Origin of the sequence: Microcoleus sp. A003_D6 (genome assembly GCF_036702825.1) — a bacterium.
GTDB lineage: Bacteria > Cyanobacteriota > Cyanobacteriia > Cyanobacteriales > Microcoleaceae > Microcoleus.
Genome location: NZ_JAUBWA010000109.1, coordinates 1 through 24,114, shown reverse-complemented (window position 1 = coordinate 24,114; position 24,114 = coordinate 1). Strand labels below are relative to the sequence as shown.

The window sequence follows — 24,114 nt, the reverse complement described above, 5'->3', positions numbered from 1 at the left end:
CGATTGTTGCAAGGGGATGTTCGATACTTCCGCTAACCATTCTCGTTGTTCTAATTTTTTAGCTTGAGTAATGAAGGCTTTTTGCAAGTCCCCATTACTGGGTAGCTTGTTTGATGAGTTACAGAATGCTAGTGAATCGTTCCATACAACCCGACAGCAACCAAACAATCTAGCAAGGCTACGAACTTGCTGAAGGTTTGGATATATGCGGTATTGATATCGTTGTTTCATCAAACTATTTTAGCAGTAAAATGATCGTTGAAAACTGTATCTATGTTAAGATTGTGACTAACTCGGAAATGAAGGCGGTTGAAACCGCTGCCGACTTTTCCCCGTGTCTAAAGCCAGAGGCTTGCGTCTCGCTTTTCGGTCAGAAGCAGGTCAATTTTGATTTAATCGATCGGACTTAAGTTGGCGCACCCTGCTGTTGAACCACAGGGTTCATAGCAGGTTTCGGGAGTCCAATCTGCTGCTGCTTCAATTGTCTGACAACTTCGTCAAACGGTAAAATTCGGACTTGATTGTTAAATACATTTACTTGATAAACTCTGCGGTAGCTGAGGTCAAATCCTGTCAGCCAGCCGCTTTTGGGATGATAAGCACCCGTGTCAATATCCAACCACCCTTGGCCCCTGACTAATTCGCCGGGCCTGACGCCCTCAAAGGTAAAGGTGATCGTGTGACCGGTGATAATTAATTTATTGGGAAAATACGGTTTCGACATGGTGTGAAATTCCTTGCGAATCCAGCAGAGTTGTTCGATCGACTGTTCACCGATCGGCATTGTGGGATGCACGCCCGCGTGGACTAACCAGATGTCCCCTAAGTCGATGTGCGTGGGGAGCGATCGCAGCCAATCTAAGTGTTTGTACGGCATCATCCCTGTATCTCTGTAGCTCGCTACTGTCGCATCGCCGCCGCTGTACAGCCAAGATTGCCACGCCCGCATATCCATCGGCACCCCCGACAAAGCCTCCAGCATCAGTTGTTCGTGGTTGCCCAGCAGAGTTTGGTAGGGGCTGTGCTGTACAAAATCTAATACCTGAGCGCTTTTGGGGCCGCGATCGATTAAATCTCCCAAAAAATAGACGCGATCGTCCAAGCTGGGGGCAAGTGCCTCTAGCAGCAGCATTAATCCGTCGTAATGCCCGTGTACGTCCCCGATAACAATGCGTCGGCGCTCCACTGTGTTTATCCGCTTCCCTGAATCAAAACCCCACTCACTAGCTTAGATCGTATGATTTTGCTGCTATTTCCTCCTTTGTTTTGCGGAGGAGGGGTGTCACCCATTATACTGCATTATATAAAAATTCAGTAAAGCTCGCCAGTATCTGTTTCCGTAGCTACTGATAGCAAAACTGGCAAGCTGTTAATTGTGCTTCTGCAACTGCTGTTACTGAGTCAAAGCTTTGAGGAATGTCTGGAGCTCTGCCAGAAAACCTTTCTTTTTTAGCGGTTTTGCAGGTGCGGTGGAGTCGGGATCGGCGCTTGGGAGAGAAGCGGCTAAAATCCGCTCTAAATCGTCTCCAACTGGTTTTTGGGCAGTTTCAGAAATTAGTTCGTATTCGTCGTTTGTTTCCAGCCACACTTGCCAGGATTGGGGGTAGCAGCGGAATAAAGCAGCAGTGTCTAGGGGTCTGATGTAGTAGCAGGATTCGATTTTGCTGAGGAATCGATCGCGCAGTTGGCGGCCCGCATAGCCTATACCTATGGTGGCAACATCTTCGAGGCGCGGGTTGAGTAGAATTACTGGACGACCGGCCGCAGCTATGTAGAGTTTTTCGACTTGGGCCACTTCTACAGCCGCCGGGTTCACCAACAGAAACAGTTGATCTTCCGGTGCTATTTTATCTTCAACAGGGGTGCGACTGCTGCCCAAATCAGTGACTTTAAACGGTGTTTCTCCCCAGTCTCGGCGCGCGAGGGCGGCCGCACCGGTGTCTGGAAAAAAGACTTTGACTCCGGGGTAGATTTCCTCAAATTCTGGGAGGAATTGTTGGGTAATAGACTGTGCTTGCAGGGCGATTTCTGGAAATATTAATTCGACTTGCAGTAGAGTTTTACCGTCCGAGAGGGCGGCGGCGGTTGCAATGCGGGATTGGGCGATCGCCTCGTTGAGATCCTTGGGCAGTTCTGTCATTAATCTTATTGTTTTTACTCGACTTCTCTCAATCCAATTTTACCTGAGATATTGCACCATTCTCAATTACCTGTTTAGGAACAGGCTTTTCGGCCTGTTCCACAAAACTCAATGTTCTTGTGGAACGGGCATCTTGCCCGTTCTTGAGAATATTACAAGATATAAGTTTTACCGTTTAGGAACAGGCTTTCCGGCCTGTTCCACAAGAAAATCCACTCTTTGTGGAACGGGCATCTTGCCCGTTCTTGAGAATAGTACAAGATGTAAGTTTTACCGCACTAAGCAACAAAAGCTAACACCGACACAGGCGAACCCGAACCTCCCAAAAGGCGCAATATTCCGATAACTAAAATGATGTCAGCCGCAGGTAACAAGTCTAGATTTGCTAGATTTTCCAGCACTATTCGCTGCTTTTCCAATACCAGTTTGTTAACGGCAAAACTTTCATCGCGCCCGGTATCAACTCCGTGAGTGTCGGTGCCAATTCCGGCTATCGAACGTTCTTCTAGCAAAAATTGAGTTGCTGCTTTGCCAAATCCGGGAAAATGGCAAATTCCGCGATCGTCACGGTTGAAAAATGCTCGATCGTCATCCCATTTTTCTTGCCAGCCAGTATACAATAAAACTACATTTCCCGGTTCTATAAGTTTGTGATGCCGTTCCCAAGCCAATACATCGTCTATTGTTAAAGTGTAGTCGGGATTGGCAAGACTTTGCTCTCGGATGTCGATCGCAATTGCGGGGGAAACTAGCGACTGCGGCGAATAACTATCAATGCTGGCGCCTCCTGCATAAAAGCTGTTGGGTGCGTTGATGTGAGTGCCGCTGTGTTCTCCCATAGAAAATTTTCGCAGGAAATAGCCGTGTTTTTCTATTTGAGATACAGTTTCAAATTCAGCCGCCGGATCGCCCGGCCAGATGGGAATATTTGGGTGAATTGAATGGGTTAAGTCTATAATTTGGCTGTAGGCGATCGTTTTTAGATTGTTTGAGTTGAAGTTGTCTGTCATCGGCACAAAAACTCACGTTATTTCAATGGTAGGGTGCGTCAGCCCTTAGCCGATCGACTAAATCGAAAATCATCCTAGCTGACGCACCCTACAATACTAAAATCTAAAAGCGATTGAATCACCCGACAATGCGATCGAGCGTTGCTTCCATCACATCCTTTGTTTGCCCGGAAACAGTATACACCAAAGCTTCTCGATAAACTCTCCCGGCCGGGTGCAGCGTACCGTTAGCCGCACCGCTAGAAACTGCAACCGCAGCGTGCCCGCAGCGCACCGCTAAATCGATGGCTTGAGCTCGCAGCGCTAATTGTTCTGCTTTCGAGCTATGTTGAGATTGTGCGAAATTCTGTTTTAGCCGATCGAGCTTTTGCTCTAGTTTTTGGCAAGCCGCCGCTATAAAAGGTGAATTTTTAGCAGCCGCCACTGCTGCAATTACATCCAATCCCGCTTGAATACAGCCAAAAGTACCGGGAACAAAGTTAAGTATATTTTTGCTGTCGTTTTCCGAAATCCAGCCGACAGGTTTAACTGAAATTATTTCCGATTCATGCAGCAACCAATTATCGAGAGTTGCTGTCACAGTATTAGTCGAGTTCATGGCGATTAACTGCATGATTTCGCTGAATGTTATTTTACCATATTCGCGTTCAATATTGACAAAAGGTAGCAAACCGAAAACAGCGCGATCGTCGGGAAGTACCGCAGCTACAATAAACTTTTGAAACAAGCCAAAACCTGTTACCCAAGGAACTTTTCCTGATAATAAGTAGCCATCTTTTGCGGAAGTTGCGGTGACGGCAGGATTGCCCGATCGCCTCAAATGCGAAAACCCAACACCCAAGCGTAACTCTTTTTGGGCGATCGCCCGCAAGTATCTGCTTTTTAGCAGTTCATTGTCGCTGTTGGCAAGCATCGCAGTTGCGCTGTGGTGCTGAGTTTGCAGAAAAGACAAAGCGCCGGAATATCGAGCCGTCAATTCCTGATATTGGTAAAAAATCTCCGGTGCAATTTCGGCGCCGCCCCATTTTTGGGGAACTCGCAATGCTAAGAGCGATCGATATTCCAATCCAGCAACTGCTATTTTCAGCGCTTCCGAGTCGCTGTCGATAATTTCCGCGCCGGGTGCAACGCACTCTTGCAGGTAAGTTTCCGTGCAGTTTAGAATATCTTGGGAATCCATTTTTTATAATTATTTTATAGTTATTTTTCTCTAAATTCTTGTGAGCCAGCCTAAAAATAGACTCCAAAACTAACTTGTTTCCTCACATTGTGCACCATTCTCAAGAACAGGCAAGATGCCTGTTCCACAAAGAGTAAATTTCTTGTGGAACAGGCATCTTGCCTGTTCGTAAAAGGCTGACCGAGAATCCTACAACTAACTTATTCCCACACTTTCCAAGGAGCCTTCCCTTCCTCCCAAAGTTCGTTTAAATACTTGTATTCTCGATAAGTATCCATCGCAAAAAAGAAGCCATCGTGACGGTAAGCCATCAACTCTCCCTCTGCTGCCAAACGCTGCATCGGCTCCTGTTCTAAAATACAATCATCTCCCCCCAAATACTCAAACACCCGGCGGTTAAATACCATATATCCAACACTTATCCAGCCGTCTATTTGAGGTTTCTCAGTAAATTCTACTACGCGGCTATTGCTGTCTACATCCAAAATTCCAAAGCGAGAAATCGGGCGAAATGTAGTGACAGTTGCCAGCTTTCCGTGAGACTTATGGAAATCCACAAGTGCCTCAATATCGACATCAGCAACTCCATCGCCGTATGTCACCATGAAATTATCGCGATCGATATATTTTTCGATCCGTTTTACCCGCCCGCCAGTCAGGCTTTCCGCGCCAGTTTCAGCAAGGGTAACATTAAAATCTTGTTCGCGATGTTCCTCGTGATAAGTAATGCAATTTTTGCGTCCCAGACAGATAGTAAAGTCATTGTTCATGGCTTCATAATTGAGAAAATATTCTTTAATCATGTTGCCGCGATAGCCCAAGCACACAATAAAGTTTTGGAAACCGTAGTGGGCATAAGTTTTCATGATGTGCCAAATAATCGGATGCCCGCCAACATCAACTAAAGGTTTGGGGCGAAATTCTGTTTCTTCTCTGAGACGAGTACCGAGACCGCCTGCTAGGATAACTACTTGCATTTTTTCAATTTTTTAAAGATAATCAATTAATGTATCATCAATCATCAGTCATTTTTTCAAAGAATTATTAATTTTTTCTCATAGTGAGTGAACCTTTGTAAACCGCAGAAATCGCGAATTATGATAAATAATCGTAGGGTGCGCACTGCGCACCGTATATTTATGAATAATCGTAGGTATGCACGGCGCACCGTATATTTAAATGCTGCGCGTAATTTATAACTTACTAATAGTAGATTAAGAAATAGACAAAAAAACAGCAAACACATATACTAAAAATAAGAAAGAGATTTAACAGCAATGAAAAATCAACTCGATCGCCTAAAACAGTTTTTAAGTATCCTGTGCGCGATCGCCTCCATAACAGTCTTATTCCACTCGGCAATACCTGGTGTTTACGCCACGGTGTTAGCACCGGAACTCTCAACTGTACCACAAAGCACCGTAGCTTTTGTACCCAACATACCGGGCGGCGGATTAGACTCTCACGAATCAGCAGGAGGACACACTTTAGAGAGACACGTTGGCAAAACAGAAGCACAACTAGCACAGCGACTCGCAAGCGAAACGAGAATTTCTGCCGCATCTTCTTTTAGTGACCGTTCCGTCGCCGAAGCGGCTATTGGGGAAGCAATGAACAGAAATCAAAAGGCGATCGACTCCTGGGTGAAAAGTCGAGACAATCGTTATACGATCGACTACAGCGCCAACAGAATAATTGGCATTACTCTGCGTCGCCGCGCATCCAAAGCAACTTCAGCATCTCGCTTGAGAATCGTCCTCCAGCGCAGCGCCAAATTACCTCCCGGATACTTTATTCTCACAGCTTATCCCCAATGATCTATCAATTTCCTTATTTAATGCAATTTTTCAGTTCCTACTTTCACCAAGACTGGCCGCTAGAAGCTGACACTCCCAGCGATGTAGTGAACAACTACCGCAGCAGCGAACCACCCGAAAGTGTTGAAGCTGCATCGCAAGAACTCAGCCAATTGCTAGAAATGCCGATCGCCCCAGCCGATTTAGAAGCATTCATCCTCGATGAATTAGGGTGTTACTACGACCCCCAATCAGAAAATCAAACAGTCAGAGAATGGTTGGAATCGGTGCAAAAATCTTTGAATAATCCCAGCTAAAATCTATATATTTGTAATAACACGGCTATATATAGCGGTTCTCAGAAAGATGAGGTACGTAGTTGGGCTTTAGCCCTCTTAGTTGAGTAGTTAAGCTATCAGTCATACCTCATCTTTTTGAGAAAGGCTATATTTGTAAGGACACGGCAGTGCCCATTGGTGTCAACTTAAGCTTTTCGTCCGCTAGTCCTCGCGCCTACCCGCTAGTCCGCCAGGGAATGAATTCCCTGTCTAATAGCCAAAGTCCTCTAAAAGAGGACTGAATAATTCATTAGTCGTCTTCAGACGACTTTAGCTTTGAGGCAGGGGTTTCAACCCGTGTCGGACTATCGGTTTAACGTTAAGTTGACACCAATGGGCACTGACGTGTCCCTACAACTTGTCCACAATTCAATAGAATAGCTAGCTCACTTGCTAACCGTCAATAAGTAGCCTTCGTGGACGTTGAAATTAGGGATAACATAAGCCAAGCTGCCGCTACCCACCGAAAAACTTTCTTCTTTAACCGTGACAAGCTTCTGCACCGATCCTTCTTGATTGTTGGGAATTTTTTCTAACTTTAGAGTGATTTTCTGACCCCTTTGAAGACCTAGCTGCTCCAAATTCGCGAGGTTTAATGTCACCGTTGTTGCTGAGGAGTAATTGGGGTCGAAATAACCTAAAAGTATCTGTGCTTTACCTTCAGGATTTGACTTGCTGGCTAAAGCGACAAGGCGATCGTTATCCGATCGACTCCGCACCCGCGAATTAACTCCGTCAGCATAAGCTTTGTATGTCCACCAAGCAGCTCTCGGTTCAAAAGTATTAGGCGTGACCATCCCACTCAGCGTATTGTTGAAGCAATTGCTAACTTTATTTGGCCCTTTACTCTCCCAACAAGCTCTGCAAGCACCGTCAGCTTTTGCATACTCTAAGTTATACAAATAACCTAAGATTTCCCCCGGCTGGTACTGCGCTAAGTTCCCGACAATTTCGTTAACGTAAATTTTTTGCAATTTCAGTTCCTTGTAAGAGGGACTTTGCTGAAAATTGCGTTTAGCATCGATGACATGATCGTCAACAAATAAGATCATGGTATCGTTGAGTTCGTGCCAAGCTAGGAAATTTACTTCCAGTTTGTTCGCTTTGCAGTAATTCAAAAAAGCGGCGAGATATTCTTTGTTGTAGTTGGTAATGCTCGGCCCGCCGATCGTGGCTGACGGCCCCAATTCTTCCCGCAAGATTTTGTAAGCTCTTTTGTAAGTTTCAAAGAATTGTTCTCTGCTTCCATTCCAAAACGGATTTTTTAAATCTGGTTCGTTCCATACATCCCAAATAATTTTCTTGCCTTTATTTTGCTGGGCTAACTGTCGGATGAATGCTTCCCACGCGGGGTAGTTTTGATAGGGCCAGCCGTTGGGATTGCTACCGTAGCCCCACAAGTCGCTAACTACTAACTGAAACTCGGCTCCGCTGGCGATTACTCGATCGTAAATATCGAGTCTCCCCGCCCGCCAAAGTTTGGGCTGCAAGGGTTTGATCGAGCTATCCGGCGGTTTGGCAGTGTCGATTCCGTGCAGGATGCCGCTCATGGAAATTGTACCGGGGGCTGGCTGTCCAAAATCTACTGTAACGTTCGATCGCAGTTGGGCGATCGCTCTTGGCTGTCCCAAATAGGCGATTAACAGAACAGTGACAATAGCTAAACAAATTGGCAGCCGTTTATTAATACGTGGGAACTTGAATGTAAATTGCATATTTTTCTGTGGTTGATGTTTGGTGGAATGGGCCGGAGAGCCCGTTCCTAAGAATGCTGCAAGAGATCAGTTTTAACGAACAGATGAAAACACTTCAAAACCCTGTATTGATTCTATCACTTGTTGCCACGAACGCGAGTCGATCAGCTCGTTGGTATCGAAACTAACCCCTTTTTCCACAGCAAAAATGCCAAAATTTTTCACCCAATCAAAGATAGTTTCTGTGGTAAAATAAGGGGTGCAGGCCCAAGCAGATTGCAAATTATTCACCATCTCGGACATATCTCGGCGATCGTAAGCATCCCAAGCTTTCCACACTAAATAATAGTATTTCAGCAGTCTCTCCCCTTGCTGTACCTGCTTTTGGAGTTTCGGACTAATAGAAAAACTGTCGCTATCACCGTCACTTACAAATGCCTGTTCAATTATTTCTCCATATTCCCGAAGCATCCGTTCTTCTTTGAAGAGTTCTTGGGATCGCGCTTTGCACGCTTGTCCTGCAAGTCGGCGCGATTCGGGATTTTCTGCCCATATTTCCACCGTTTCTACCAACTCTTTTACTGTTCCTGCGGGGTCGATTGTAGGATCTGGGAGCAACTTTCCCGTATCTCCCAATTCTTCGGGAATCCCGCTGACTGCTGTGGCAATTACGGGCAATCCTTTCGCCATTGCTTCCATAATTGCTAGTGGCATTCCCTCCGCTTCGGAAGATAAAATAAAGATGTCGCTGGCGTCGAGCCAATCGGCAATATCCCAGCGCTGTCCTAAGAATTTAACCTGTTCTTCTACTCCCAATTGGCTCACAGTTGCTCTTAATTCAGGTTCCAGATTGTCGTGAGTGGTAGACCCAGGGCCGGCCCACACAAAGTAAATTTGGGGCCAAATTGGACGATTTTTCAATTGGGCGATCGCCTGCAATTGATACTGATATCCTTTAATGGGAGTCAATCTCGCCGCCGTAAAACAAACAACAGCATTTTCGGGGATTCCTTGTTCTTGACGCAGGCGTTGGCGAGTGGAAAGATTCGGCGGCTCAAAATAACTATTTGGTCTGCCATAATAGATTACTTTTCCCCGTTCTAGATGCGCTTTAAATAAACTTTGGAACAAGTTTAAATTCTCGTGGGAAACTGCTACTGCTGCTTTGGCTACCATGTACTGGTAGGCAACTGCATCGAAATAGGGGATTTGATCGCCGCGATCGAAGGTTTCATAATTGCGATTGATATAACCCAGACTGATTATGTACGGTATCTTTTGCTCGATCGCAACTTGTTTAGCTGCAAAGTTAGCCATCGGCCAGCCGTCACTAAATATAATTAAATCCGGTCGAGCCTGGGCGTAAATCTTTTTAGCATCATCCAAATTGTAAGCGATTCGCAAAAACTCTTTCATCGTGTCGAACTCTAGCCAAATATGTTCGATACCTAGCTGTTTTTGTTCGGTAATTAAAGGATTAGAAGCTTGACTTTGAACGCTGGTTACTCGGTAGCCATCTGCTGCTAATTTACACATCAGCGAGTGGTTAAACTGAGCCAAACCGCCGACTCCTGAGTCTTCTGTGTACAGGAGTACGTGCTTTGTTGGCTGCCGAGAAGTCAAACTGGGAGCCGATTGAAACTGATAAGGATTGTTCGCTGCGATCGCCACTATGTCTTGCCATTCCTGTAAATTGGTTAAGGCATAGGCATCAAAGTTGTAGTCGTACTGTTCCGAAACCCCCTTAAAAGTTTCCAACCAATTAAAAACAGTTTCAGTCCCTGTAAAACGAGTGTAATGCAGAGATTTTTCCAGACTTTCGACCATTTCTGGCAAATATCCGTCGCGGTACATCCGCCATGCTATCCATACGAAACACTTGTAACGTTCCGTGCGTTTCAAGTCGCGGATGTGCTGAGGCAAATCTGGCCGCGCAAAAAATTGCTCCATCAAAATTTCCGTATTTCTCATTAATTTGGAGCCGTTAGACATGATATTGCTGTCGTGCTGACGATAGCCGGTTAATATCTCTTTTAACCAAACTGACTTGCAGCCTTTTAAAGCTAAACGTAGCACAAAATCTAAATCTTCGGTTGGCGGCAAGCGATGATCGAAACCGCCCAAGCGTTCCCACCACTCTCGCCGCAGCATCATGGCGCTGGGACGCACTGATTTGTACAAAACAAAGGCTTCTAAATCTAACTTTGGTGCTTCTTCCCAAGGCTTTATTGCATAAATGCCTTCGTCGTTTTTGCCAACGATAAGCCAACCTGTTTGCACCATATCTAATGTGGGGTCAGCGTCAAAGCAAGCTACTTGTTTTTCTAGTTTTTCGGGTAGGAAGAAGTCGTCAGCATCTAGAAAAGCTAAAAATTCCCCTTTTGCTAATTTGCAAGCATGATTTCGAGCAATTGCTGCTCCTTGGTTATCTTGATAGATGTATTGAATTAAGTCGAGGTAAGGTGCTAAAACTTGGCGCGTGTTGTCAGTTGAGCCGTCGTCTACGACGATAATTTCCCAGTTTTGATAAGTCTGGCCCAGAACACTCTCTACGGATTTGACAATGTAGCGCTGGCAGTTGTAAGCCGGGATGATGACACTGACGCGCACTTTTTTGGGAGGAATGATATTAGCCATTAACTGTTTCCATGCTGGTATTTTTCTGAGAGCAATGCCATCAATTGGGCAGCCATAGGTGTTAGAAATTCCGATAAGACGCTTTACCCAATCTATTATAGTTAGTGTCAGCGAGGATGGGGTATAATCCAAAGATTTTTGCAAATACTCAGTCATTTCTGCGGGATAGCCGCTGTAGTAAAGTTGCCACGCCATCCATGTCAGAGCTTCATAAAAAGCTTGCTTTTCTAATTGGCGGATTTCCTCTGGCAAGTCGGATAGACTGAAGAAATTTTGCTTTAATTTTATACAAAGGTTTGCCTGTTTTAGCGCTCTCTGGATGGACACATTTTGCCCGTGCTGGCGGTAGCATACTGTCACTTGAGGCAACCAAGCAGCTTCGCAACCAGATAGTGCTAAACGCAAGATTAAGTCGGCATCATCTACTGAATCATACTGAGAATCAAAGCCACCGACTCGTTCCAGCCACTGCCGCGAAAACATCATGGCGCTGGGAAGTAGGGGCAGATAAACAATCCAGGTTTTTAAGTCTAGCTGAGGCAAGTATTCCCAGGGTTTTACATCGAAAATACTTTCGCCTTGCTCTTTAACCATTCGCCAGCCACTATTAACAATTCCTAGTGATGGCTGAGCATCAAATAACGCAACTTGTCCAGCTAACTTATCGGACAAGAAAAAGTCATCTTGATCTAAAAAAGCAATTAATTCACCTCGGGATTCCTGAATTCCTCGGTTGCGGGCGGCAGCTACTCCTTGGTTTTCCTGATAAACATAGCGAATTTTGTCAAAATAAGGCTGCAATGCTTGGCGGGTGTCGTCGGTTGAGCCGTCGTCTATGACGATAATTTCCCAGTTTTTATAGGTTTGGCTGATGACGCTTTCTACCGCTTGCGCGATGTAGCGATCGCCATTATATGCTGGAATAATTACACTTACTCGCGGTGTCGGATTTGCTATTGACATGAGTTTTATGGGTGATAAGGAAGAAGGAAGAAGGAAGAAGGAAGAAGGAAGAAGGAAGAAGGAAGAAGGAAGAAGGAAGAAGGAAGAAGGAAGGAAGAAAGAAGGAAGAAGGAAGAAGGAAGAAGGCAGATGCAATTCTACTGCTGACAGCAATCCGAAATTTAAATGTTAATTGGCGATTTTAACGTGAATAAAATACAGATTCAATGCCCTGTAATTCCTCGACTAATTGTTGCCATTCTGCTGAGTTTATTAGAGAATATGTATCTAAGCTATGCCCTTTTGCTAACGAAAAATTGCCAAAATATTCTACCCAGTTTAATAGCGTTTCTGTAGTCAAAAAAGGTGTGTACTTCAAAGATTCTTGAAGCGACTTCTGCATTGCGATTCGATCTTCTTGACAGTAAGCCTGCCAAGCATTCCATACTAAAGAGCTGTAGTGTACCCGGCTTTCTATTTTCGTTATTGACCTCTGCACCTCTTTTCTAGTAACAAATTGATCTGTTTGGCGATCGTCGCCAACTAAAGCTTTTTCGATCGCCTCCATCGACTCTGCCAACATCCGTTCCTCTTTGAATAGTTTTTCGGCCCGCTGCTTGCAAGCTTGACCGATTTGATGCCGTAATTCTGGATTCATTGCCCAAGCTTCTACAGTTTTTGCCAATTCCCTCGCGGTTCCCTCTGGATCGCTATTCGGATCGGGCAACAATTTCCCAGTATCGCCAAGCCCTTCAGGAATGCCGCCCACAGCCGTTGCAACTACCGGCAATCCCTTAGCCATCGCTTCCATGACTGCAAGAGAAGGCGCTGCATCTGCTAGAGAAGTCAAAATGAATATGTCGCTAGCATCGAGCCAATCTAGGATATCCCAGCGCTGTCCGATCGCCTTCACGCGATCGCTCGCCCCTAACTCTTTAATAGTTTGCTTCAATTCTATTTCTACATTGTCAGCGCTTCCGTCACCAGTTCCTGCCCACACAAAATACAGTTTAGACCACACAGGAGACTGCTGCAACTGCTTGATTGCTTCAATCTGATATCGATGCCCTTTAATCGATGCCAATCGAGCAGATGTGAAACAGACGATCGCATCTTCAGGAATTCCTATTTCTTGTCGCAGGCGTTGACGAGCCGCAGCATTAGGAGGTGCAAAATATTCAGGAGAACGCCCCAAATAAATCACTTGTCCTCGCTCTTTTGGCAACTTGAAATGTTGGCACAATAAATTCAAATGTTCGTAAGCGCCAACAATCAAGGCTCTAGCTTGCAGGCAGTGGTGAAGCACTCCTTGTACATAAGGCACTACATCCCCGCAGGCAAAAGTTGCGTGTTCTGGCATAACTAACCCAATCACCATCATGTATGGTATTCCCATTTCAATAACTACCTGTTTAGCTGCAAAATTGGAAAAGGGCCAACCATCGCTAAAAATAATCATATCCGGTTGATTGCTAGCAAAAATCTCTTTGGCATCCTGAGTATTTCTTAACACCCGCTGTAAATCTTTATGGCCGCTAAAATCCAGCCACAAATGCTCTATACCTAACTCTCGTTCTCGCTCCAGCAAGGGGCTAGAATGTTTGGTTTGCACGCAAGTGACTCGATAGCCTAATAAGGCTAACTGACAAAGAATGGCATGATTGTACTGCGCTAATCCTCCCACGCCCGGATCGTCGGTGTTGTAGAGTAGAATGTGGGCTTGCGCTTTTGAAGGTGTGGGAATAGAACTCTGTTGAGATTGGGGTGGATTAGTCATCACCATCAAAATTATCTCTTGCCATTGGGCTAACTTACTCAGCGAATAAGCGTCAAAATTTTCACCGTATTCCTCAGAAGCCATCTGAAAACTTTCCAGCCAATTCAAGACTGTTTGTGTGGGCGAAAAAGGCGTATATTGTAATGACTCTTCTAAACACTGAGCCATCTCTGCTAGATGGCCGTCGCGATACATCCGCCATGCCAGCCACTTTAAGCATTGATAGCGTTCCGGGTTTTTTAAGTGCCGGATTGACTGAGGCAAATCGGGTCGAGCGAAGAATTTTTTCATCACTATTTCTATATTCTTCATTACGCGAAAACCGATTGACATGAGGTTAGAATCGTGCTGGCGATAACAGATAAGTGTCTCTTCTAACCAAACTGCTTTGCACCCCTTTAAAGCTAAACGCAAGGCAAAGTCTAAATCTTCTGCTAGTGGAAACTGAGAATCGAAACCGCCCAATTTTTCCCACCACTTTCGGCGCAGCATCATCGCACTCGGTCGCACGCATTTATATAGAATAAAGCTTTCTAAATCTAATTTAGAGGCTTGCTGCCAAGGCTTGATAGCAGAAATCTCTCGCCCGCTTTCATCGACGATTACCCAACCTGTTTGCACCATATCTAATGCGGGGTCATGGTCAAAGCAAGCTAGTTGTTTCTCTAGCTTGGATGGTAGGAAATAGTCATCGGCATCTAGAAATGCCAAAAACTCGCCTTGGGCTAGTTGGCAAGCAAGATTTCGGGCGGCTGCTACTCCTTGATTTTCCTGATATATGTAGCGAATTTTGTCAAAATAAGGCTGCAATACTTGCTGCGTGCGATCTGTAGAACCATCGTCTACAACTATAATCTCCAAATGAGTAAAAGTTTGACAGAGGGCGCTTTCTACCGCTTGCACGATGTAGCGATCGCCATTATATACAGGTATAATTACGCTGATTAGCGGTGTTGAATTGACTGTTGACATTATTTAGCTCGCTGTTAACCTATTACTGTCTAGTTTATATTAATCTCGCGGACATTCAGCACTATTCTGTGCTCGCTAGCTATACTTACAGAAACTTGAAGTTTGGCAAATTGTAGCATATAATCTTACATGGAATGATTACTCAAAAGGAAAATAAAAAATGAATTCGGAAACAGCGCAGGTGAATTTTCAGCAACAGGCAGAACTTTATTTAGCTACAGGCAACTTCGATCGCGCGATCGCACTTTGCCAGCAAGTTTTGGCATCTGAACCCAATTCTGCCGAGACTTGCAAGACCTTGGGAAAGGCGCTGCAAGCTCAGGGTAAACTAGAAGACGCAAGGTATTGGTATAAAGTTGCGATCGCCCAGCAACCGGATTTTGCCGAAGCTTTTGCTAACCTCGGCACTCTCTGCGCTACTTTGGAACAGTGGCAAGAGGCGATCGGCTGTTACCAAAAAGCCATCTCCCTGCAACCAAACTTTGCAGGATTTTACCGTAATTTGAGCCGGATATTTACCCAAGTCGGCAAAGCTGAAGAAGCGGCAGACTGTTGGTATCAAGCACTCATCGTGGAACCGATAGAAATAGCAGAAGAATATCTCGATTTAGGTAATACTCTGCTGTCCCAAAATAAGCCAGAAAAAGCGCTAGTTTGTTACCACCGCACGATTTATTTAAACCCCAGCTTTTGCGAAGCTTATTGCAAAATAGCCGAAGCTGCTAGCGAGCTAAAGCAGTGGGACGAAGCTATTGTTAACTACCGCAAAGCTATTCAACTCCAGCCGGACATTTCGGAGTTTCATTACAAATTAGGCAATGTTTTGCAAGCCAAGGAACTCTGGCGCGAAGCGGAGGCTGCCTACCGAAAAAGTATTGATTTAAATCCCAATTCTTTTTTGTCATACTACAACTTAGGCAGCGTGCTGCTCAATTTAGAAAAATGGCAAGAAGCTGCGATCGCCTACCGCACGGCTGTTGAAATTAACCCGGATTATTCTTGGTCTTACTACAGCATCGGTGCAGCTTGCGATCGATTAGAACAATGGTCGGAATCCGTCGCAGCTTACCAGCGCGCTACTGAATTAGATCCGAATTTTTTCTCAGCTTTTCACCAGTTAGGGGATGCTCTTGTTAAACTAGAAAGATGGTCGGAAGCTGAGGCTGCATACGAACAGGCGATCGCCCTAAATGCAGATTTATTTTGGTCTCATTATAACTTAGCTTTGACTTTAGTTAAACTTCAAAACTTTGCAGCAGCAACACTCGCTTATCGGCGGGCGATCGCACTCAATCCAGAATTCTCTTGGACTTACCACAATTTAGGAGAAGCGCTGTTAAAAACTCAACAGTGGAAAGCAGCAGCTACTGCTTACCAACGTGCTATTGAACTTAATCCCCGTATTTCTTGGTCTTATTACAATTTAGGCGATGCTTTGAGTGAAAGTCACGAATGGAATGATGCTGTTTCCGCCTACCTTTGTGCGCTTAAAATCGAGCCGTATCTACCGGAGATTTACATCAAGCTAGGTAAGGCTCTGATTAAAAGAACTCCGGTTGATTCAGATGTAGCAACTAGCTACTATCACCACCAAATGCAGCCGCTGCACGCTCCTGAATTTTACTGCGAAATAGCCCAAAACTTTGCTGAGAGCGATCGGCGTAACGAAGCCATAATGTTGTACTTGATGGCATTAGAAATTAGACCAAAAAATCCAGAAATATCTCAAAAATTAGAGGATATTTTAGAAAAACAGCGTCAAACAGGGGAATCCAGTATATTATTAGAGTTAGAGGCTCATGACATTCGCGATCGCTACATTGCGCGAGTAGTCAAAGGCAAGATTTTTGCAGAAGTCGGCGGATTGTGGGGAACTGTCAGCGAAAAAGTATCTGTAGCTACCAAATACGGCGCAGCCGCTGTCACAATGATTGATGTAATGCCGATATCCGTACAATTGTGGCAAGATTTTCGCGATCGGATGACCAGTTTAAACATTGTTAATTATCATTGTATTAGCCAAGATATCACTCAAATTAAGCTGGCAGAAATTAGCGAGCCTTACGATGTAGTTCACTGTGCAGGAGTTTTGTACCATCACCCCCATCCGTTGCAGATTTTAGTTGCTTTGCGTCAGATAACTCGCGAGCATTTAATTTTCACTTCAGCTATTACCCAAGAAGTTATAGAGAATGAGTTGGGACGCTATGAAATTCCCGCTTCTGGAGTAATGTTTATTCCAGCTTTGGACGACGCAGAACGAGCTATTTTAACAGCTTATTGGCGGCAATACATCAACAAGAACCAACTTATAGGGATAACAGAGAAAGCAGTTTTTGACATCAACGACTTTGGCCCGTGGTGGTGGCTGCCTACAGCTACTGCTTTAGAAGCTATGTGTAAAGTAGCTGGATTTAAGGTCTCAGACAAAAAAATGACGTGGAACAATAATGCTCTGACTCTGCTGCTAAGCCTGTGATAATTAGCCAATTCAAAATATTAAAGGTAGACTGAGAGTAGGAAAGAAAGTAACAGTTAATTGTGAACAATTCATAACTGGCGGCTATAGAAGCAATGAAATTAAAAACAAAATAGTCGCCAACATTTTTTGTAAAAACCGGAAAATAATTAATCAAATGAATAACAACCTACAGCAAACGCAATTAGGAAACATTTTAGTAGTAGACGATACGCCAGAAAACCTGCGTCTGTTGGCTACGATATTGACTCATCGGGGGTACGTACCCCGCTGCGTTATTAACGGGCAAATGGCTCTGAGAGCCTGCAATTCTAATCCGCCGGATTTGATTTTGCTCGACATAATGATGCCGGAAATGAACGGCTACGAAGTGTGTAAGCACCTGAAATCAGAAGCTAAAACTTGCGAAATTCCGGTAATTTTCATCAGCGCTAAAGATGAAGTCTTCGACAAAGTAAACGCATTTGCTGTGGGAGCAGTTGACTACATCAGCAAGCCATTTCAGTTTGAAGAAGTGCTCGCCCGCATCGAAAGTCACCTCACCCTGCGGACTTTACAAAAGCAGCTAAAAGAACAAAATGTGCTGCTTCAAGAAGAAATCAACAACCGCTTAGTCGTTGAAAAAAACATTCACGAACAAAACAAAATCCTGCAACAAGAAATTAGCAGCCGCCGCGCCGTAGAAAAAGTCCTGCAAGAGCAAAATTTGCTGCTCCAACAAGAGATATCGAACCGGCAGCGCGCCGAATCGGCTCTCTTAAAATCTAACCAAGAATTGGCGCGTTCAAATGCGGAACTAGAACAATTTGCTTATGTGGCTTCTCACGACTTGCAGGCGCCTTTAGCAACCATTGCCAGTTACGCTCAACTTTTAGAAAAACGCTACAAAGACCAACTCGACAGTCAAGCTAGTAGGTTTATCGGCAATATCGTTCATGGCTGCACGAGAATGCAAACTTTAATTGACGATTTGCTCGAATATTCGCGAGTTGGCCGGAGTCAGAAACCTTTTCAACTGACAGATTGCAATCACGCAGTCGAGCAAGCACTCGCGAACCTGCAAGGGGCAATCCGCCAGACTCAAGCAGTTGTCACCGTAAGCGAATTGCCAGCGGTAATGGGGGATATTTCTCAGCTCGTACAGCTCTTTCAAAATTTAGTCGGCAATGCGATTAAATATCGCCGCGATGCACCGCCGGTGGTTCATATTACCGTTTGCAAGCAGGAGAAAGACTGGTTAATTTCTGTCTCGGATAATGGAATTGGGATTGCGACGCAGCATCAAGAACGCATCTTTCAAATTTTCCAGCGCTTGCACACTCAAAAAGAATATTCTGGGACAGGTATTGGTTTAGCAATTTGTCAAAAGATTGTGGAACGTCACGGCGGATGTATTTGGGTGGAGTCGGAACTGGGTCAAGGTTCAACTTTTCACTTTACTCTCGCTTAATCGAGATATACTTTCGGCAGAAGCTAGAAGGCAGCGGAAGCTGAATAAAATTTTATATTTTAAGGCAGAAGCTAGAAGGTACAAGGTAGAAGTTAAATTGCAAGTTAGAATAAAAAATGTTTCGCGTTGACAGCCGAGTTGGTTCGTGATACAATTATAACTCTTAAACACAATCTTTCTAGCGATCGCTCACCCCGCAATCTGACCTAAATATCTGACCTAAATTTTGAAAGAGCCGATGTATGTGTAGGTGCAATTTAATAACTGCCCCGGAAATAAAAGGTGAAATCAAAGTTAGCTTGAAGTTTTTTTGATTGATAACTATTATGAAAGCAGTTTTTAACTTAGCTGTGCCTCCTACCTGCTTTAAAGTTCTGTTAGTAGAAGACAACGCTCAGGAAGCTGAGCTTATTGAAGATTTGCTATCAGGAATTAGCGGGTCGCAGCGTATATTGCTGACGAAAGTAGAGCGCCTCAGCGAAGCGCAGCAGCGATTGAATGAAGAAACTTTTGACATAATTTTATTAGACCTTTCACTGCCAGACAGTCTGGGAATCGAGACGGTTGCTAGGATACAAGAGTACGGGGTAAATGTGCCGATCGTAGTTCTGACCGCTCAAAACGACGAAGAGCTTGCCCTGCGGTTAATTTCGCTGGGCGTACAGGATTATTTAGTCAAAAGAAAAATCGACGGCGAACTGTTAATTCGATCGCTCCGTTACGCCATAGAACGCCAGAACAGTCAAGATGCTTTGCGAAACAGCGAAGAAAAATATCGCTCGGTGGTGGAAAATTCCCTGATGGGAATTGCCATCCTCGCTCCAATTATTGACCGCGAAATTCCTCAAAATTGCAACTGGATAGAAGTTAACGATGCGCTGTGCAATTTGCTGGACTACGATCGCTACGAACTCGTGCAAAAGAATTGGCTGGAGTTGATTCATCCAGAGGATTTTGATGCCTCTACAGAAAAACTTTCTCAGATGTTAGCAGGTACGATCGACGGTTACATCTCAGACAAAAGGTGGCTCAAAAAAGACGGCGAAATAGTTCATACGCGAGTTTCCCTGCGCTGCATCCGCCGCCAGAACGGGTCGATCGACCGGATGATCGAAGTAGTGTTGGACGTGAGCGATCGCTACCGCTACGAAGCCAAACTGAAAGCGTCAGAAGAATTTTTAAACCACACCATAAATGCTACGCCAGACCCAATTTTTGTCAAAGACGAGCAACACCGCTGGATGATATTAAATGATGCTTTTTGTCAGTTGCTCGGCAAATCGCGGCAAGAACTGCTGGGCAAATCAGATTATGACTTTTTCCCCCAATCAGAGGCTGCTGTTTTTTGGACAAAAGATGAAGAAGTATTGACAACGGGTGCCTGCTTGGAAACTGAAGAAAAATTCACAGACACCGCGGGGAAAGAACACATCATCTCTACCAAAAAAAGCGTTTTTAAAATAGCAGACGGCAGTAAAGTAATAGTAGGGACAATTAGAGATATTACCGAAGAGAGACGGCAGCAAAAAGCCCTGGAAAAAAGCGAAGCTCGATTTCAAAAACTGGTAGCTAATATGCCGGGAATAATTTATCAATTCCGAAGGTCAGCAAATGGAGAAAAATCTTTTCCCTACGTATCTTCAAGTAGTCGCGAACTGTACGGATTAGAGCCAGAAGTAATAGAGCAAAATGCAGACATAATTTTCAGCAGAATTCACGCAGACGATATCTTAGATTTTGAAGCATCGATCGCAATTTCAGCCGCTACGCTGGAACCTTGGCAGCAGCAGTGGCGGCATACCCTGCCATCGGGAAAAGTTAAGTGGCTGCAAGGAGCGGCGAGACCGGAAAGGCTCAATAATGAGAGCAAATCCGGGAGCGAAAGCGATATTCTCTGGGACGGTTTAGTGATGGATATCACTGAATTAAAGCAGGCACAAACAGAGCGCGATCGCTTTTTTACCATCTCCTTAGACTTGCTTTGCATTGTAGGTTTCGATGGATATTTTAAACGATTAAACCCGGCTTGGTCAAATGTCCTGGGCTACAGCAGCGCCGAACTTTTTTCCAAGCCGATGCTCGAATTTGTTCATCCAGACGATCGAAAAGCTACCGCAGCCGAAGAGGCAAAACTAATAGCCGGTACCTCCAGTATCTCCTTTGAAAACCGCTATCTCTGCAAAGATGGTTCTTACAAATGCCTGCTGTGGACGTCATCGCCATTTAGCGAAGAAGGTTTAATCTATTCAGTCGGTCACGACATTACCTCTCGCAAACAAGCAGACTCCAAACTCCAGCGGCAAGCAGTAGCAATGGCTGCGGCTTACGACGGCATCGCCATTTTTAATAATAATAAATGCATTTATTCAAACGACGCTTATCTCAAAATGTACGGCTTGGCTAGCGCTAGCGAACTGTATGGGGAGACATGGGAAATGCTTTACAGCCAAGCAGAAATTCAATATTTTGAACGACAAGTAATGCCGGTGCTCCAGCAAAAAGGGTACTGCAATATAGAAGCGATCGGTCAGCGCCGCGACGGTAGTAAGTTCCCTCAAGAATTGTCGCTGACAATGCTTGCAGGCGGCGAGATAATTTCGATCGTCCGCGATATCACCAAAAGAAAACAAGCAGAATCAGCACTGCAATTGAGCCAGCGCCGCTATCAAACTTTGGCAGAAGCATCGCCGGTTTGCATATTTCACAGCGATGCGTTTGGCAATTGCCTTTATGTCAATCAGCGGTGGAGCGAAATCACGGGATTAAACGCAGAATTAGCAGCAGAAACTGGCTGGATGAATTCTATACATCCCGAGGATGCGGAGCGGGTGAGAAATGAATGGTATCGGGCCATTATTGACAAAATTCCTTTTAAATCAGAATACCGCTTTCAGCGTCCAGACAATCGTGTAATTTGGGTCATCGGTCAAGCAATTGCAGAAATCGGAGAGAATCAGGAAATTAAAGGCTATATCGGCACTATTACTGATATTAGCGATCGCAAACAAGCAGAATTAGACCTACTGCGAGTTACTCAAGCCGTAGAAAGCACCAGCGATGCGATCGGCATTGCTGACTTGACAGGGCGATCGATCTACCACAATCAAGCCTTTGTTCAGCGGTACGGCTACACAGCAGAAGAACTCAACACAGCAGGCGGAGCAACGGCACTTTACCCCCGAAGTCAAGTGCTGGTAGAAATGTTTAAAACAGTCCGCAAAGGCAAATCTTGGCAAGGCGAACTCCAAATCAAAACTAAAAGCAACCAACTGGTAACGACTTTATTTCGTGCCGACTGCATTCAAGATGAAACTGGCAATTTAATCGGGCTAGTGGGAGTAATTACCGACATCACCGAACGCAAACAAGCCGAGATGGCGCTGCTGCTGCAATTAAGGCGAGAACGGCTGGTAGTTGCCATGCTCGATCGCATTCGCTCCTCCCTTAACTTAGAAGAAGTCCTCACCGCTGCTGTCGAACAAGTGCGGCAATTTTTGCAAACAGACCGCACAGTTATTTACCGCTTTAATCCCGACTGGAGCGGCATTGTAGTTGTGGAATCCGTGGCCCGAGATAGAATTTCGCTGCGAAATTTTAACAATCTTGATGGCTGTTTTAGAGAGAAATTTGTTGATATTTATCAGCAAGGCTGTATTAGATCTATGGAAGATATTTACCGGGAAAATTTGACGGAATGCCACCTGAAACTTCTCGAAGAATTTGAAATAAAAGCTAACTTAATAGTGCCGATTTTAAAAGCACGAGAAAGCATTTCCCAGACCCAACAAACCGCAGAAAATCAGCTCTGGGGACTGCTGATCGCCCAGGATTGCAGCGGCCCCCGTCCCTGGGATTCCTCAGAAATAGAATCCCTCCGGCAATTGTGCGTGCAATTGGCGATCGCGATCCAGCAATCGACGCTATTTGAACAAGCACAAACCGAAATTGCCGATCGCAAACTTGCAGAATCCGCCCTCCAAGAAGCCGCATTAGCCGCAGAAAGAGCCAACCGCGCCAAAAGCGAATTTCTCGCCAACATGAGCCACGAACTGCGCACGCCTTTAAACGGCGTTTTAGGTTACGCTCAAATCCTCAAAACCGACAAAGACTTAAGCGAAGATCAGCAAGAAAGTCTCAGCAACATTCAACAGTGCGGTAAACACCTGCTGATGTTAATCGACGATGTTTTAGACCTTTCCAAAATCGAAGCTAGAAAAATGGATCTCTACCCGGAAGAGTTGAATTTTCTAAATTTCACGAAAAACATTGCCGATCTCTTTCAGATGCGGGCCTCTCAAAAAGGAATTTCTTTCAATTACGAACAAGTATCTCCCCTGCCTAGCTGCGTCCGTGTCGATCAAAAAAGATTGCGCCAAATTCTCATAAATTTACTCAGCAATGCCGTTAAATTTACTAACAGCGGCGGAGTGAGTTTCAAAGTCGGCTATGTCGGCACAATGGCCTGGAGTCGAGGGCAAGGAGAAAATTATGAATTATCGATTTTGAGTTCGGAACTGAAACAAAATTATATGCGCTTCGCCCACAATGCGAACGCAGCCCAACACCCTTTAAAAATCCGCTTTCAAATCGAGGATACCGGCACTGGAATAGAGCGAAGCAAGTTAGAAGAAATATTTTTGCCCTTCCACCAACTAGGAAGCAATACTTTTGTTGAAGGTACGGGTCTCGGACTCTCTATCAGCCAGAAATTAGCGAAACTGATGGGCAGCGAAATTCGCGTTAACAGCACTTTGGGGAAAGGCAGCACTTTCTGGCTGGATTTAGAATTGCCAGCCGCCAAACTGTACTTGGATGTGTCTCCTTTTCGGGAAAAACGCTGGATTGTCGGTTTTGTCGGCAACAAGCGGAAAGTGCTAATCGTGGATGACAATCAACTAAATCGCGATTTATTGTGCAGGCTGCTGCGGCGTTTGGGATTTGAAATTGCAGAGGCCCAAAACGGTCAAGAATGCCTCTCCAAAGCAGTTGAATTTCAACCGGATATCATTTTAATGGACTTGCGGATGCCTGTAATGGATGGCTTAGAAACTGCCAGGAGACTGCGGCAGTTGCCGGAATTAAAAGATGTGGTGTTAATCGCTCTGTCCGCTAGCGTTTTCGAGTCTACGCAGCAAGAGAGCATCCTCGCAGGGTGCGATGATTTTCTTCCCAAGCCGATCGAAGCAAATCACTTTTTGGAACAGTTGCGCGTGCATTTGGGACTAGAATGGACTTACGAGGAATCTTCGGAAAGCAAAAAGCGCAAAACTCCCAGTTTGTCACCAGCATCTGGTTTTCCTGCTTATTCTTCTCTGTTACCTGCGGCTTCTGAGTCGGTAGCAAAACTTTTGAAACTCGCAGCTATGGGCGACATTGAAGAAATTTTTGAGGAGAGTGCTAAGCTGGAGAGTTTAGAGCAAAAATTAGTGCCGTTTGTCTCGAAGCTGCGCCAACTTGCTAAGGGATTTCAGCTCAAACAAATTCGGAATATTTTAAAGCAATATATCGATGGTCAGTAGTCAGTAGTCAGTGGTCAGTGGTCAGTAGTCAGTGGTCAGTGGTCAGTGGTCAGTAGTCAGTGGTCAGTGGTCAGTGGTTAGTGGTCAGTGGTCATTAGTCATTAGTCATTAGTCATTAGACCTCTTGCAAAAATCCTTTTAATCAAATTCTGGAACGGGCTCTCCGGCCCATTCCACAAG

Annotated in this window: 15 protein-coding genes; 6 read left to right on the top strand and 9 right to left on the bottom strand. The window is 44.9% G+C overall.

What is annotated here, in order from left to right; all coding sequences use genetic code 11:
- The 6 genes from QUB70_RS24800 to rfbF all read right to left on the bottom strand — a co-directional run.
- Positions 1 to 231, bottom strand: a 231-nt coding sequence (locus QUB70_RS24800; RefSeq protein WP_332984071.1) for a helix-turn-helix domain-containing protein, incomplete at its 3' end; no start/stop codon positions are given.
- A gap of 175 nt (positions 232 to 406) precedes the next feature.
- The gene (locus QUB70_RS24795; protein ID WP_332984069.1) at positions 407 to 1,186 is read right to left on the bottom strand and encodes a metallophosphoesterase family protein; all 780 of its coding nucleotides are present in this window, start codon (positions 1,184 to 1,186) and stop codon (positions 407 to 409) included.
- A 207-nt stretch (positions 1,187 to 1,393) separates the two neighbouring features.
- Positions 1,394 to 2,140 (bottom strand): DUF1995 family protein, encoded by a 747-nt coding sequence (locus tag QUB70_RS24790; protein WP_332984067.1) that lies wholly within the window; start codon positions 2,138 to 2,140, stop codon positions 1,394 to 1,396.
- A gap of 278 nt (positions 2,141 to 2,418) precedes the next feature.
- Positions 2,419 to 3,150: a cyclase family protein gene (locus QUB70_RS24785; RefSeq protein ID WP_332984066.1), complete on the bottom strand. Its 732-nt coding sequence runs from the start codon at positions 3,148 to 3,150 to the stop codon at positions 2,419 to 2,421.
- Positions 3,151 to 3,268: 118 nt separating this feature from the next.
- Entirely contained in the window at positions 3,269 to 4,330 is a 1,062-nt protein-coding gene (locus QUB70_RS24780) for an acyl-CoA dehydrogenase family protein (protein ID WP_332984064.1), read from the bottom strand.
- Positions 4,331 to 4,530: 200 nt separating this feature from the next.
- Entirely contained in the window at positions 4,531 to 5,307 is a 777-nt protein-coding gene (gene rfbF / locus QUB70_RS24775) for a glucose-1-phosphate cytidylyltransferase (RefSeq protein WP_332984063.1), read from the bottom strand.
- 300 nt (positions 5,308 to 5,607) lie between these two features.
- On the opposite strand from rfbF, the gene QUB70_RS24770 reads away from it, so the two are divergent.
- Both QUB70_RS24770 and QUB70_RS24765 read left to right on the top strand, forming a co-directional pair.
- Positions 5,608 to 6,147, top strand: a complete 540-nt coding sequence (locus QUB70_RS24770; protein WP_332984061.1) for an RNase A-like domain-containing protein — start codon at positions 5,608 to 5,610, stop codon at positions 6,145 to 6,147.
- Positions 6,144 to 6,443 (top strand): contact-dependent growth inhibition system immunity protein, encoded by a 300-nt coding sequence (locus QUB70_RS24765; protein WP_332984059.1) that lies wholly within the window; start codon positions 6,144 to 6,146, stop codon positions 6,441 to 6,443. The genes QUB70_RS24770 and QUB70_RS24765 overlap by 4 nt, the downstream gene beginning before the upstream one ends.
- A 407-nt stretch (positions 6,444 to 6,850) precedes the next feature.
- Here QUB70_RS24765 and QUB70_RS24760 read toward each other — a convergent pair whose 3' ends face one another.
- Together QUB70_RS24760 and QUB70_RS24755 are read right to left on the bottom strand one after the other, a co-directional pair.
- Complete coding sequence (locus tag QUB70_RS24760; RefSeq protein WP_332984058.1) at positions 6,851 to 8,179, bottom strand: GH39 family glycosyl hydrolase; 1,329 nt, start codon at positions 8,177 to 8,179, stop codon at positions 6,851 to 6,853.
- A 72-nt stretch (positions 8,180 to 8,251) separates the two neighbouring features.
- Complete coding sequence (locus QUB70_RS24755; protein WP_332984057.1) at positions 8,252 to 11,758, bottom strand: glycosyltransferase; 3,507 nt, start codon at positions 11,756 to 11,758, stop codon at positions 8,252 to 8,254.
- Between the two features lie 7 nt (positions 11,759 to 11,765).
- Here QUB70_RS24755 and QUB70_RS24750 point away from each other — a divergent pair, with 7 nt between their 5' ends.
- On the top strand, positions 11,766 to 11,930 hold the full coding sequence (locus QUB70_RS24750; protein WP_332984055.1) for a hypothetical protein: 165 nt from the start codon (positions 11,766 to 11,768) through the stop codon (positions 11,928 to 11,930).
- A gap of 9 nt (positions 11,931 to 11,939) precedes the next feature.
- Here QUB70_RS24750 and QUB70_RS24745 read toward each other — a convergent pair whose 3' ends face one another.
- Complete coding sequence (locus QUB70_RS24745; protein WP_332984054.1) at positions 11,940 to 14,486, bottom strand: glycosyltransferase; 2,547 nt, start codon at positions 14,484 to 14,486, stop codon at positions 11,940 to 11,942.
- 160 nt (positions 14,487 to 14,646) lie between these two features.
- Between QUB70_RS24745 and QUB70_RS24740 the strand changes: the two genes are divergently transcribed.
- The 3 genes from QUB70_RS24740 (at position 14,647) to QUB70_RS24730 (ending at position 23,934) form a co-directional block, all read left to right on the top strand.
- On the top strand, positions 14,647 to 16,965 hold the full coding sequence (locus QUB70_RS24740) for a tetratricopeptide repeat protein (RefSeq protein ID WP_332984053.1): 2,319 nt from the start codon (positions 14,647 to 14,649) through the stop codon (positions 16,963 to 16,965).
- 157 nt (positions 16,966 to 17,122) lie between these two features.
- On the top strand, positions 17,123 to 18,415 hold the full coding sequence (locus QUB70_RS24735; protein ID WP_332984052.1) for an ATP-binding protein: 1,293 nt from the start codon (positions 17,123 to 17,125) through the stop codon (positions 18,413 to 18,415).
- 326 nt (positions 18,416 to 18,741) lie between these two features.
- Positions 18,742 to 23,934: a PAS domain S-box protein gene (locus tag QUB70_RS24730; RefSeq protein WP_332984050.1), complete on the top strand. Its 5,193-nt coding sequence runs from the start codon at positions 18,742 to 18,744 to the stop codon at positions 23,932 to 23,934.
- Positions 23,935 to 24,114 lie beyond the last annotated feature (180 nt).

Coding starts and splice junctions, on each gene's coding strand:
- QUB70_RS24790 (WP_332984067.1), bottom strand. CDS start 2,140: ATGACAGAACTGCCCAAGGATCTCAACGAGGCGATCGCCCAATCCCGC.
- QUB70_RS24785 (WP_332984066.1), bottom strand. CDS start 3,150: ATGACAGACAACTTCAACTCAAACAATCTAAAAACGATCGCCTACAGC.
- QUB70_RS24780 (WP_332984064.1), bottom strand. CDS start 4,330: ATGGATTCCCAAGATATTCTAAACTGCACGGAAACTTACCTGCAAGAG.
- rfbF (WP_332984063.1), bottom strand. CDS start 5,307: ATGCAAGTAGTTATCCTAGCAGGCGGTCTCGGTACTCGTCTCAGAGAA.
- QUB70_RS24770 (WP_332984061.1), top strand. CDS start 5,608: ATGAAAAATCAACTCGATCGCCTAAAACAGTTTTTAAGTATCCTGTGC.
- QUB70_RS24765 (WP_332984059.1), top strand. CDS start 6,144: ATGATCTATCAATTTCCTTATTTAATGCAATTTTTCAGTTCCTACTTT.
- QUB70_RS24760 (WP_332984058.1), bottom strand. CDS start 8,179: ATGCAATTTACATTCAAGTTCCCACGTATTAATAAACGGCTGCCAATT.
- QUB70_RS24755 (WP_332984057.1), bottom strand. CDS start 11,758: ATGTCAATAGCAAATCCGACACCGCGAGTAAGTGTAATTATTCCAGCA.
- QUB70_RS24750 (WP_332984055.1), top strand. CDS start 11,766: ATGGGTGATAAGGAAGAAGGAAGAAGGAAGAAGGAAGAAGGAAGAAGG.
- QUB70_RS24745 (WP_332984054.1), bottom strand. CDS start 14,486: ATGTCAACAGTCAATTCAACACCGCTAATCAGCGTAATTATACCTGTA.
- QUB70_RS24740 (WP_332984053.1), top strand. CDS start 14,647: ATGAATTCGGAAACAGCGCAGGTGAATTTTCAGCAACAGGCAGAACTT.
- QUB70_RS24735 (WP_332984052.1), top strand. CDS start 17,123: ATGAATAACAACCTACAGCAAACGCAATTAGGAAACATTTTAGTAGTA.
- QUB70_RS24730 (WP_332984050.1), top strand. CDS start 18,742: ATGAAAGCAGTTTTTAACTTAGCTGTGCCTCCTACCTGCTTTAAAGTT.